The following is a 12,413-nucleotide window of genomic DNA, read 5'->3' as shown; positions in this document are numbered from 1 at the left end:
TACCGCCGCTACACTTCCCCGTGATTTCCGGGGAGGGATAGTTCAAATGCATTCATTTCGTTTGACGTGCGCCGCGGCAGCCGCCGCCGCCGCGGTGGTGCTTGCAGCGCCGGCGTTCTCGCACACCGAGGGCACCTACGAGATTCCGGCGGGGGCGCATTTCAACCCCGACAAGCTCGCCAAGATCAGCGAGTTCTTCAAGAACGAGGTCGCGACCGGCAAGATTCCGGGCGCCATCGTCCTGATCCAGCAGCACGGCAAGCCGGTCTATCACGAAGCTTTCGGCGTCCAGGACGTGGTCAGCAAGGCGCCGATCACGGACAGGACCATCTTCCGGCTGGCTTCGATGTCCAAGTCGATCACCGCCGTGGTGTCGATGCAGCTGTTGGAGGAAGGCAAGTACAAGCTCGACGACCCCGTCTCGAAATACATTCCGTCCTTTGCCAACGTGAAGGTCGGCGTCGAGAACAAGGCCGAGGACGGCACCAAGACGCTCGAACTGGTGCCACCGAAGCGGCCGATCACGATCCTCGATCTGATGACGCATACGTCGGGCATCACCTACGGCTTCTATGGCGACAGCCTGGTCCGCAAGGCCTACAAGGAGGCCAACATCTATGGCGGCGATTTCGACCTCGCCGAATTCGCCGAGCGGATCGCCAAGCTGCCGCTGCACAACCAGCCCGGCGAGCTTTGGCAATACGGCCATTCCACCGACATCCTGGCGCGCGTGATGGAGGTGACCACGGGCGAGAAGCTCTCGACGATCGAGCGCGAACGGCTGCTCGATCCGCTCGGGATGAAGGACACCGGTTTCTTCGTCACCGATCCCGAGAAGCAGAAGCTGATGGCCGAGCCGATGCCGAACGACAGCGACTTCCGGGTCGGCCGGGTCAACGATCCGACCAAGGTGAAGAAATGGGAGTCCGCCAGCGGCGGCATGGTCTCGACCATGGCGGATTATTCGCGCTTCGCGCAAATGCTGCTCAACGGCGGCACCCTCGACGGCAAGACCATCCTGAAGCCGGAGACTTTCAAGGAATTGACGACGGATCGCGTCGGTCCGGCCTCCGGCGTTGCGCGCGACTTTTTCTACTTCCCCGGCGACGGCTTCGGCTTCGGGCTGGGGATCGCGGTGCGCACCGATCAGGGCACGGCGAAGCCGCCGCCGCCCGGCGATCTCGGCGAGCTCAAATGGGATGGCGCGAGCGGCTGCTATTATGTCATCGACCGCAAGCAGGATTTCTTCTTCGTCCTCCTGGAGCAGACGCCGACCGAGCGTCAGCGTATCCAGCGGACCTTGAAGCAACTCGTCTATGAAGCCATGGAGAAATAGAGCGTTTTCGAGCGAAGTGGATACCGGTTCGCGTGAAGAAAACGCGTCAAAAAGAAGGAATGAGAGCATGATCCGATTCAATCCGATCGGATCATGCTCTTACATGCGCGGGTGCCGCGCAGTCGTCGCGGCACTCGTGCTCGCGTCCGTCGCAACCGTTGCGAAGGCCGGCTCGGAGGGGCCGGCCGCGCACAGCTTCTCGGCGGCAGGCCTTGCCAAGGTCTCCGACTATGTCAGGAACGAGATCGCGACCGGGAAGATTCCCGGCGCGATCCTGCTGCTGCAACAGCACGGCAAGCCGGTCTACTACCAGAATTTCGGGGTTCGCGACGTCGCCACCGAGTTCTCGATGAGCGCCGATACCATCTTCCGGCTCTATTCGATGTCGAAGCCGATCACCACTGTCATCGCGATGATGCTGGTGGAGGAAGGCAAGCTCGCGCTCAGCGATCCCGTGTCGAAATACATCCCGGCCTTTGCCGACATGAAGGTCGGCGTGGAGAAGCGCGGCGACGAGGGCAAGGCGACGATGACGCTGGAGCCGCTCAAGCGACCCGTGACCATCGAGGACCTGATGCGCCACACGGCCGGATTGCCCTATGGCTATTACGGCGGCGGTGTCGTCAACAAGACCTACGCCGATGCCGGACTGTTCAACAACGATCCCGACAATGCCGAGTTCACGGCGCGGCTCATGGCGCTGCCGCTCGCCGAACAGCCCGGCACGCAATGGGATTACGGCCATTCGACCGACGTGCTCGGCCGCATCATCGAGGTGATCACGGGGAAATCCCTGTTTCAGGTCGAGAAGGAGCGGCTGCTCGGCCCGCTCGGAATGAACGACACCACGTTCTATGTCGCCGCCCCCGCGAAATGGCCGCTGATCGCCGAGCCGATGCCGAAGGATCGCACCATCAGTCCGGTCGCGGACGTCAGCGACCCGCGCGAGCCGCTGCGACGGGAATCCGGCGGCGGGGGCATGGTCGGCACCATCGGCGACTACGCGCGCTTCTCGCAGATGCTGTTGAGCGGCGGAAGCTATGAGGGCCGGCGCTACCTGAAGCCGGAGACCATCGCGCTGATGGCGAAGGACCATATCGGTCCGGAGACCGGGGTGGTGCGCGACAAGAACTATTACCCCGGTCCGAACTCCGGCTTCGGCCTCGGCTTCGCGGTCCGCACCTCGGTGCCGCCGAACACGAACTGGCCGCTGGGCGAGTATCGCTGGGACGGCGTCGGCGGCACGTTCTTCTTCATCGATCCGGCGGATGATCTGTTCGGAATCTTCATGGCGCAGACGCCGACACAGCGCGGCCGGATTCAGCAGGAGCTGAAGACGCTGATCTACAAGGCGATGGGGCGGTAGAATTCAGCTTCGTAGCCCGGATGAAGCGAAGCGCAATCCGGGGCGGTTCTGCTATCGGATCGTGCTGTCCCGGATTTCGCTACGCTGCATCCGGGCTACGATTGCCGAAGTTACTACGCCGCGCGCACGATGTCCCTGACGTGGCCGATCGCTTCCTCGATCATCGCGGCCGTGACATCGAGATGCGTGCAGGCCCTGATCCGGCCGTCCATCATCGCGAGCGTCACACCGCGCTTGCGCAGCTCGGCGACCATCTTGTCGCCCGATACGCCGGCGCCGTCGGGCTTGAAGAAGACGAGGTTGGTCTCGGGTGCCTGCACGGCGATGCCGTTGATCTGCGACAGCCCGCGCGCCAGCGCCCGCGCATTGGCATGGTCGTCGGCGAGGCGATCGACATGGTGATCGAGCGCATGGATGCAGGCAGCGGCCGAGATGCCGGATTGCCGCATCGAGCCGCCGAGCCGCTGCTTCCAGCGCCAGACGTCGTCGATAAAGGCGCGGGTGCCGGCAATCACGCCGCCGATCGGCGCGCCGAGGCCCTTCGAGAAATCGATCCAGGCGGAATCCCAGCCCGCCGTCATGTCGCGCGGCGAGATGCCGGATGCGACCGTCGCGTTCAGCAGCCGCGCACCGTCCATGTGTGTCACCAGCCCATGGGCCTTGGCGATGCGCACGACCTCGTCGAGCGCGGCCTTCTTCCAGATCGTGCCGCCGCCGATATTCGCGGTCTGCTCGACGCTGACCAGGACCTGCGGCGGCTGATAGCGGGTGCGCGGATGCAGCGCGGCGCGGAACGTCTCCGGCGTGAACTGGCCGTCATCGCCCGCAAGCTGCGTGATCTGGAAGCCGCCGAGCGCGGCATGGGCGCCGCCCTCGCGCGCGATGATATGCGCGGTCGCATGCGCCAAAATCTCGTCGCCGGGGCGGCAATAGGCCAGCGTCGCCGCGACGTTGCACATGGTGCCCGACGGCATGAACACCGCGGCCTCCTTGCCGAGCAGATCGGCAACGCGCGCGCAGAGCTCGTTGGTGGTCGGATCGTCGCCGACCTGCTCGTCGCCGACCTCCGCCCTGGCCATCGCCTCGCGCATCGCGGGCGTCGGCCTGGTCTGCGTGTCCGACAACAGATTGATGCGGACGGCGGGCGCCTTGGGATCGGGTCGGGCAGGGGTGTAGTGCATGATGTCTCTCTCGGTCGATAGGCCCTGACTTTAGCCAAACAAAAAGGCCCCGGCAAAACCGGGGCCTTTCGTATCTCGCATGCGTGCTGTGATCAGCGCGAATAGAATTCGACGATCAGATGCGGCTCCATCTGCACCGGGAACGGCACGTCCGAGAGGCCGGGGGTGCGCGCGAACTTCGCGGTCATCTTGGAGTGATCGACCTCGATGAAGTCGGGCACGTCGCGCTCGGGCAGCTGGCTCGCTTCGAGCACGGGCGTGAGCTGCTTGGAGGCTTCCTTGACCTCGATGAGGTCGCCGACTTTCAGCTTGTAGCTGCCGATGTTGACCTTGCGGCCGTTCACCTTGACGTGGCCGTGGTTGATGAACTGGCGCGCAGCGAACATCGTGGAGACGAACTTGGCGCGATAGACCACGGTATCGAGACGGCGCTCGAGCAGGCCGATCAGGTTCTCGCCGGTGTCGCCCTTCAGGCGGCTGGCTTCGACATAGATGCCGTGGAACTGGCGCTCGGAAATGTTGGCGTAGTAGCCCTTGAGCTTCTGCTTGGCGCGGAGCTGCACGCCGAAGTCGGAGAGCTTGCCCTTGCGGCGCTGGCCGTGCTGGCCGGGGCCGTATTCGCGGCGGTTCACGGGGCTCTTCGGGCGGCCCCAGATATTCTGGCCCATGCGGCGATCGATCTTGTACTTCGCCTCACTGCGCTTTGTCATCGCGTCCTCTTTGCATAGCCGTCGCTACCCAGCGTCCGGCGTTTATCAGTTTCAGGTTTGAGGAGACGCGCCCTCCTGTGTACCGGCCAAAAGGCCCGTACCGACAGGTCCGCCTCGAAAGCTCGGGGAGAACCACGGGTCGCGAAACGCATCGCGGGCCGAAACCGGCCCGCGAGCAAGGGTGGTCATAAGGAGAAAGTCCGGTTCTGTCAAACAAAACGCGGGGTATTTGGGGCCGAATCGGGAGCAAAATTGGCGATTTCCGCCCCCAAGGCCGGTTCCCGGCCGCCCGGGCCCGCCAAGTGTCGATTTACCGCCGGATCACCCAGTGCTCAAGCAGTCTCGGCGCGCGCCGTTGTGGGACAATGTGCCGCGCAGCTTGCCGCGCTCGCGGGACATGACCTCGACACGCGTGCGTTCGGCGGCGGCGCGGCGCCACCTCGAAGCCATCCGGCGCACTGCCGCTTCGCCGGGAGCTGTTCGACGATCTCCGCGCTCACAACCGTGGCGCGATTCATCCACTGGGACCAAGGACTTCAAGCCAACTGAAAATGCGACCGCGACAAGCTCGATCAGGCTGGTCGCACAGCGAGTTCGTGGTGCGCTCTGCGATGGCGCAGATTTTCGTTTGTTTTTTCGAGAAGGCAATCCGCGCGACCGCATCGGATTGATAGATTTGAGACATCTTTCATTAAGACTGCACGCCTTGCGGTTGAGATTGGCACAAAATGCACATCACATGCCCGGCGCGTTGCGCTATCGTTTGATCTCAAAACGAAACCAGTACGTGAACAACATCCGTTGATGCGGATCACGCGCCGCGTGAGCGGCTGCGCACATAGTCGTGCGCACGGACAACGACACAGGAGAAAGGGAAGAAGGGCTGACGGATCAAACGCTGCTGAAGCGAGCGGCATAAAAAATGGAAGGGCGCGCCAATGCAATCGAGCACGACGTTCTGTCACCAAGACCCCAAAGCTGCGATCTCCAACAAGATTTTCCGCGTGGCGCTGATCGGGGTCACAATGATTGTCGCGCAGGTGGATCCGGCCTCGGCGATCAATATCGGCGCTTCCGCTTCACTCCCGATCGTCAAGCAGCAGACACAGAACAGCGACGTCGTTGAGGTCCGTGCCGTTGTGCGCCGCGGCGGCGTTGCGGTCGGTCCGCGCGGCGGTGCGGCTGCTTATCGCAGCCGGACGGTGGTGCGTTCGGCCCGGCTGGCACGGCGGCGGCACGCGCTGGGTCGGCCCTCGGCCGGGAGGTTGGGCGCGGCCTGGCTGGTATGGATGGCCGGTCGGCGGCGCGATCGCGGCGGGCGCCGCGGTCGGCTTCGTGACTGCGGCAAGCGCAGCCGCGTGGGCTGGCGCTCCGCCGGCGCCGGGTATGTGCTGGTACTACACCGACCCGTCGAGAGCACAGGGTTTCTGGGATTACTGCCCACGATAACGCGCAACAGGTATGGCCATGTTTCGCGCAGAGATACCCACCGCTGGATCTGAGCAGGACGACCGTATCCAGACCGAGGGCGACATGGTCTGGATTCCCGGCGGCACCTTCCGCATGGGCTCGGACCACCATTATCCTGAGGAGGCGCCGTCGCATCGGGCGTCGGTCGACGGCTTCTGGATCGACCGCACGCCGGTGACCAACGTCCAGTTTCGCGAATTCGTGCGGGAGACCGGGCACATCACAGTCGCTGAACAGCCGCCCGATCCCGCGCAATATCCGGGCGCGCTGCCGCATATGCTCTATGCCGGCTCGCTGGTGTTTCAGCCGCCGCGCCGCATCACCACGCTGCGCGACTGGAGCCAATGGTGGACGCTCATGAAGGGCGCGAACTGGCGTCGCCCCTACGGTCCGCGCAGCAACATCAACGTGCTCGGCAGCCATCCGGTCGTCCACGTCGCCTATGCCGACGCGCTCGCCTACGCCAAATGGGCCGGCAAGGAACTCCCGACGGAAGCCGAATGGGAATTCGCCGCGCGCGGCGGCCTCGAAGCCGAGGAATATGCCTGGGGAAATGCCTTGACGCCCGGCGGCAAGCACATGGCCAACACGTGGCAGGGCAATTTCCCGCTGCAGAATCTCTGCGAGGACGGCTTCGACCGAACCTCGCCCGTGACCGCGTTCCCGCCGAACGGCTATGGCATCCACGACATGATCGGCAATGTCTGGGAGTGGACCGCCGACTGGTGGTCCGCCCGCCATGAGGCCGACGCCGCGAAGCCCTGCTGCATTCCGCAGAACCCGCGCGGCGGCCGCGAGGAGGCGAGCTACGATTCCTGCCAGCCGGCGATCAAGATTCCGCGCAAGGTGCTGAAGGGCGGCTCGCATCTGTGCGCGCCGAATTACTGCCGCCGCTATCGCCCGGCTGCGCGCCACGCCGAGCCGGTCGATACATCGACCAGCCATGTCGGCTTCAGGTGCGTGGTGCGGTCGGCCGTCCCGCGATCTTCTCAACCACCGCAGACGACGTTGGAAAAGTAGAGGGAGTGCTGAATGAGTGATGAAGTCACCTTGAAGGGCCGTATGGCGATCCAACAGAGCGGTAGCGGCCGTAGGCCGCTGCTGCGCAACTTGTTCGCCGCTGCGCTGGTCGCAACCAGCCTGGCGCCGTTTGCCATATCGCCTGCGTCAGCGCAGCAGCCGAGTGCGGCAAAGCCGAACATCCTCGTGATCTTCGGCGACGACGTCGGCCAGTCCAACATCAGCGCCTATACGCGGGGTGTGGTCGGATACAAGACGCCAAACATCGACCGTATCGCCAATGAAGGGATGACCTTCACGGACTACTATGCCGAGAACAGCTGCACGGCAGGGCGCTCGACCTTCATCACTGGGCAAGCCTGCTTGCGTACCGGACTGTGCAAGGTCGGTATGCCCGGCGCGACCGTGGGGCTCCAGAAGGGCGACATCACGATAGCTCAAGCGCTCAAGCCGCTTGGCTATGCGACCGGACAGTTCGGCAAGAACCATCTCGGCGACAGGGACGAGTATTTGCCAACCGCTCACGGCTTCGACGAATTCTTCGGAAATCTCTATCACCTCAATGCCGAAGAGGAGCCTGAGCGACCTTATTTTCCGAAGAACGATCCAGCCTTCGTCAAGGCTTACTCTCCGCGCGGGGTAATCAAGTCATCTGCCGACGGCAAGATCGAAGACACCGGGCCGCTGACGCGCAAGCGCATGGAAACTGTCGACGACGAAACGACAGGCGCTGCGATCGACTTCATGCAGCGGCAAGCGCGAGCCAACAAGCCCTTCTTCACCTGGATGAACTTCACCCGCATGCACATCTTCACGCATGTTCGGCCGGAGTATCGTGGCAAGAGCGGGATGCCCGGCAACGAGTATGCCGACGGCATGTGGGAGATGGACCAGAACGTCGGCAAGCTGCTGAAGATGCTTGATGACCTGAAGATAGCGGACAACACCATCGTTGTGTTTACCACCGACAATGGTCCGAATGCCTTCACTTGGCCGGACGCGGCAACGACACCGTTCCGTTCGGAGAAGGACACCAACTGGGAAGGTGCCTTCCGCGTTCCAGCGATGATTCGTTGGCCGGGACATGTGAAGCCCGGAGAGACAGCCAACGGCATCGTTTCGGGTCTCGACTGGTTCCCGACCCTGCTTGCTGCCGCCGGAGACACGACTGTCAAGGACCGACTCTTGAATGGCTGGCAGCCGCAGGGCAACCAGACCACCTTCCGCAATCACCTCGATGGATTCAATCAACTCGACTACATCACCGGTAAGACGGACAAGAGCGCACGAAACGACTTTTTCTACTTCAATGATGACGGTGATCTCGTTGCCGTGCGTTTTGACGACTGGAAATTCGTCTACGAGAAGCAGGAGCAGCCAGGGCAGCTTGATGTCTGGGCTCATCCGTTCACGCCTCTCCGCCTTCCGAAGATGTTCAACCTGCGCATGGATCCATATGAGCATGCCGAAATCTCGGGCAGCGGTTACGACCAGTGGCGCGTGGAAAACGCCTATCTGATCGCCAAGAGCGTCATGGAGTCGGCGGGGTTCCTCCAGACGTTTGCCGAATATCCTCCGAGCCAACGCCCGGCGAGCTTCAGCATCGACCAGGTTCGCAGGCAGGTCGACAAGAAGATCGACGAGTCATTCAAGAAGCGTGGCCTCGAATAGAGGACATGCGAGCCGGAGGGCAGGCCGATGGAATTTCGGCCTGCCCTCGACTTTCTTCGGAAGGTGTTGATGATGGGCGCACGATCGAATGCGGTAGCGATCGCCGCGAGCGACGTTGTGGAGCATTCCACCGCGGGGCGCCGCTCCATGGCGAGGTACGTCGCCGCGCTGCTGTTCGTTTCCGGCGCCGCCGCGCTGATCTATCAGGTCATCTGGATCAAGCAACTTTCCCTGGTCGTGGGAGCTGAAGTCTACGCGATTTCGATCGCGGTCAGCGGCTTCTTCGGCGGTCTCGCACTCGGCGGATGGTCGTTCGGTCGATGGGCCGACAAGAGCGAGCGACCGATGCGTCTTTATGCACTGATCGAGGTCGCAACGGGCGTCGCGGGCATTGCGGCGACATTGCTTCTCGCGCGAGCCGCGCCTTGGTTCGCCGGCCTTGAAGAGACCAGCGGCATTCTGGCCTGGGCGGCGGTGTTTGCGCTGGTTGGCCTGCCGGCCGTTATGATGGGCGGCACGCTGCCGATACTGGTCCGTGCCTTGGCGCCGGATCGGCAGGACGTGGGGCGCTCCGGCGGCAGGCTTTATGCCGCCAATACGGCAGGCGCCATTGTCGGGGCACTCCTGCCCATGTTCGTTCTCATTCCCGCCTTCGGCATTCGCGGGACGGCTCTCGCGGCTGCCATGATCAATGTCCTCGCCGCGATCGGCGCCGTGATCATCGATCGGCCTGCCGGTGCATCGAGCAGCGCGGAAGGCGCCGTGTCAGCCGCGCCGCGCCTCGCTGGCGCGCGCTGGGCAATCGCGCTCTACGGCGCGGCCGGAGGCATTGCGCTCGGCTATGAGGTGGTGTGGTCGCAGGCCATCGTTCAGTTCATGAGCACGAGGAGCTTCGCCTTCTCGGTTGTGCTGGCGACCTATCTTGCCGGAATTGCGCTTGGTGCCGCATTGTTCGCCCGTTGGAGTCATTTCGTCAGGGACGCCGGCGCTGCCTTTGGAATCCTGATCGCGGCCGCAGGATGCGTGGCGGTGGTCGAGATCGCGCTGCTCGGCCACTGGCTGGTCGTCGCACAGACACTGCTCGAGACTGCCGTCTACCAGGTCACGGCGAACGATCTCGCCGGCATGTGCGCGCGGTTCGCGGTAGCCGCGATCTGCATCGTGTTCGTTCCCACCGTGCTGCTCGGCGCTGCCTTTCCGGCTGCGCTGCGACTCATCGTGGGCGAGGGAAGAATTGGACGCGATGTCGGTGCCGTCGTTGCCGTCAATACGCTCGGCGGTATCGCCGGCACGCTCATCACCGGGTTTGTCCTCATACCCCGCCTTGGCGTCGTCCGTACACTGGCAGCGCTTGCGATCGGCTCTGCGCTCATTGGCGTCACGGCCATGCTTCGCTTCGCATCAGCCGGCAGGACGCGGTGGGCAATGCTGGCGGTTGCTGCGGCGGGCATTTTCGTCGCGTTTGCAATCCCTGCCGATCAGCTTGTGCGCCTGCTGCCGGCAGCCCGGACAGGTCACGTCGCCTTCTACGAGGAGAGCGGTGCCGGAACGGTGGCGGTGATCGAGACATCGAATTCCAGCCATCGTTTCGACCGCCTTTACATTCAGGGCGTTTCCAATTCCGGCGACGCGATGCCGTCGTTGCGATACATGCGGCTCCAGGCGCTGTTGCCGCTGATCATCCACAATGGTGATCCCAAATCGGCGCTGGTTATCGGCTATGGCACCGGCATCACTGCTGGCGCGCTGTCGCAGTTTCCGGGCCTGCAACGGCGCGTGGTCAGCGAATTGCTGCCGGCCGTGATCCGCGCCGCGCCCCATTTCCGGGGCACCTTCGATGCGGCGACTGATCCGGGGCTGGAGAAGCGGTTGCGCGACGGGCGCAAGGAATTGCAGAGCAATGATGAGCGTTACGATCTCATCACGCTCGAGCCGCCGCCGCCCTCGGCAGCCGGTGTCGTCAATCTTTACTCGAGCGACTTCTACCGGCTTGCGGCATCCCGGCTGAACGAGAACGGGCTTGTCGCGCAGTGGCTGCCATTGCCGACCCAGAACGACGAGGACACCCGCGCGCTCGTCCGCAGTTTCATCGATATATTTCCTTATGCCTCGCTCTGGAGCACGGAGCTGCACGAGACCATGCTGATCGGATCTCGTCAGCCGCTCGAGCTGAATGCTTCGCGAGTTTCGGCGCGACTTGGCCAACCCCAGACCTCGGCGGCGCTCGCCGAGGTCGGCGTCAGTTCACCCGCAGCGCTGATGGCGACATGGATCACCGATCAGAATGGTCTGAAGGCCTATGCCGCGGATGCGCCGGCCGTGACAGACGACCGGCCCGGCATCGAATACGCGAGCTGGCTACGCCCCGGAGAGTTCGCCCGCACGTTTGCGCACCTGCAGCAGTTTCGCAGCGATCCCCCGCTCAGGGATGCCAATCAGGAATTCATGTCGTCGCTCGCGGCCCAGCGAGACGAGCTCGATACGTTCTATCGGATAGGCCTCAGCGTATATGCCCGTGACCGCGCTCAATACGCACGCGACATCGCGCGCCTGACGCCGGCCAGCAAGACAAACCCCTATTATCGTTGGTTTATCAGCCCAGGGTCGGGATCATGACACACCTCAGGCAGGCCGTATGTTGAAAGCCGGATCGTCAAGCCCGGATGCGGCGGCAGGTTCGTCAGCGCGTCAGGCCGTGCTCGACCTCAAGGCGCGCATCGGCAAATCGGTGCTCGGGCAGGACCATCTGGTCGAAAGCATGCTGATCGGATTGCTGGCCAACGGCAATCTCCTGATCGAAAGCCTGCCGGGGCTTGCCAAGACACGCGCGGTGAAGACGCTGGCGAAGAATCTCGCCGCGGACCTGTCGCGGGTGCAGTTCACGCCTGACCTGCTGCCGTCCGACGTGACCGGTGCGGAGATCTACCTGCAGACCGAGAAGGGCGGCCAATTCCAGTTCCAGAAGGGACCGATCTTCGCCAACCTCGTGCTGGCGGACGAGATCAACCGCGCACCGGCCAAGGTGCAGTCGGCGCTGCTGGAGGCAATGGAGGAACGTCAGGTCACGGTTGCCGGCAAGACCTACAAGATGCCTGATCTCTTCATGGTGCTCGCGACCGAGAACCCGATCGAGCAGGAGGGCACCTATCCGCTGCCCGAGGCGCAGCTCGACCGTTTCCTGATGCATGTCGTGATCACCTATCCCGACGAAGCGACGGAAGGCGAGATCATCAAGCTCAACCGCGCCGAGAATGCGCGGAAGCCCGAGGCTGCCGCTGCCGCGCCGCCGGCGGTGCCGCAGCAGGCGGTCCTCGACGCGCGCGGCGAGATCGACGGCGTTTTCGTCTCCGATCTTGCGGAAAAATACATCGTCGACCTGATCTATGCGACGCGGTTTCCGGGCCGCTACGGCGAGCCCCTGAGCAAGTGGATCCAGATCGGCGCCAGCCCGCGCGGCAGCCTCGCCATCGACCGCTGCGCGCGGGCGCGGGCGTGGCTCGACGGGCAGGACTTCGTCACGCCAGATCACGTGCGAGCCGTCGTGCATGACTGCCTGCGGCACCGGCTGATCCTGAGCTATGAGGCGGTATCGCAGGGCATAAGTCCCGACCAGGTGATCGACAAGATCACCGAGCTTGTCGCTGCTGCGTGAGGCGCGC

At 63.6% G+C, this 12,413-nt stretch carries 10 protein-coding genes; 8 read left to right on the top strand and 2 right to left on the bottom strand.

Annotation, left to right across the window (positions count from 1 at the left end; translation table 11 throughout):
- Positions 1-46: 46 nt before the first annotated feature.
- On the top strand, positions 47-1,336 hold the full coding sequence (locus ACVILL_RS39255) for a serine hydrolase domain-containing protein (RefSeq protein WP_456733921.1): 1,290 nt from the start codon (positions 47-49) through the stop codon (positions 1,334-1,336).
- A 103-nt stretch (positions 1,337-1,439) separates the two neighbouring features.
- The gene (locus ACVILL_RS39250) at positions 1,440-2,702 is read left to right on the top strand and encodes a serine hydrolase domain-containing protein (protein ID WP_456734464.1); all 1,263 of its coding nucleotides are present in this window, start codon (positions 1,440-1,442) and stop codon (positions 2,700-2,702) included.
- A 113-nt stretch (positions 2,703-2,815) separates the two neighbouring features.
- Here the strand turns inward: ACVILL_RS39250 and ACVILL_RS39245 are convergent, their stop codons facing one another.
- Both ACVILL_RS39245 and rpsD read right to left on the bottom strand, forming a co-directional pair.
- The gene (locus tag ACVILL_RS39245) at positions 2,816-3,883 is read right to left on the bottom strand and encodes a threonine aldolase family protein (protein WP_456733920.1); all 1,068 of its coding nucleotides are present in this window, start codon (positions 3,881-3,883) and stop codon (positions 2,816-2,818) included.
- Between the two features lie 92 nt (positions 3,884-3,975).
- Positions 3,976-4,593 (bottom strand): 30S ribosomal protein S4, encoded by a 618-nt coding sequence (gene rpsD, locus ACVILL_RS39240; RefSeq protein ID WP_456733919.1) that lies wholly within the window; start codon positions 4,591-4,593, stop codon positions 3,976-3,978.
- Positions 4,594-4,921: 328 nt separating this feature from the next.
- Between rpsD and ACVILL_RS39235 the strand changes: the two genes are divergently transcribed.
- The 6 genes from ACVILL_RS39235 to ACVILL_RS39210 all read left to right on the top strand — a co-directional run bounded on the left by ACVILL_RS39235 (position 4,922) and on the right by ACVILL_RS39210 (position 12,406).
- Positions 4,922-5,398, top strand: a complete 477-nt coding sequence (locus ACVILL_RS39235) for a hypothetical protein (RefSeq protein ID WP_456733918.1) — start codon at positions 4,922-4,924, stop codon at positions 5,396-5,398.
- A gap of 133 nt (positions 5,399-5,531) precedes the next feature.
- Complete coding sequence (locus ACVILL_RS39230; RefSeq protein WP_456733917.1) at positions 5,532-6,095, top strand: hypothetical protein; 564 nt, start codon at positions 5,532-5,534, stop codon at positions 6,093-6,095.
- On the top strand, positions 6,061-7,083 hold the full coding sequence (locus ACVILL_RS39225) for a formylglycine-generating enzyme family protein (protein WP_456733916.1): 1,023 nt from the start codon (positions 6,061-6,063) through the stop codon (positions 7,081-7,083). The genes ACVILL_RS39230 and ACVILL_RS39225 overlap by 35 nt, the downstream gene beginning before the upstream one ends.
- 42 nt (positions 7,084-7,125) lie before the next feature.
- Positions 7,126-8,754 carry an arylsulfatase gene (locus ACVILL_RS39220; RefSeq protein ID WP_456734463.1) on the top strand — a complete coding sequence of 543 codons (1,629 nt, stop codon included), beginning with the start codon at positions 7,126-7,128 and terminating at the stop codon, positions 8,752-8,754.
- Positions 8,755-8,901: 147 nt separating this feature from the next.
- Complete coding sequence (locus tag ACVILL_RS39215) at positions 8,902-11,370, top strand: fused MFS/spermidine synthase (RefSeq protein ID WP_456733915.1); 2,469 nt, start codon at positions 8,902-8,904, stop codon at positions 11,368-11,370.
- A gap of 19 nt (positions 11,371-11,389) precedes the next feature.
- Positions 11,390-12,406 carry an AAA family ATPase gene (locus ACVILL_RS39210; RefSeq protein WP_456733914.1) on the top strand — a complete coding sequence of 339 codons (1,017 nt, stop codon included), beginning with the start codon at positions 11,390-11,392 and terminating at the stop codon, positions 12,404-12,406.
- The last annotated feature ends 7 nt before the right edge of the window (positions 12,407-12,413 follow it).

It is taken from the genome of Bradyrhizobium sp. USDA 3364 (assembly GCF_054056355.1).
The sequence above is the reverse complement of the archived record's forward strand: the minus strand, read 5'-3'. Positions and strand labels throughout refer to the sequence as shown.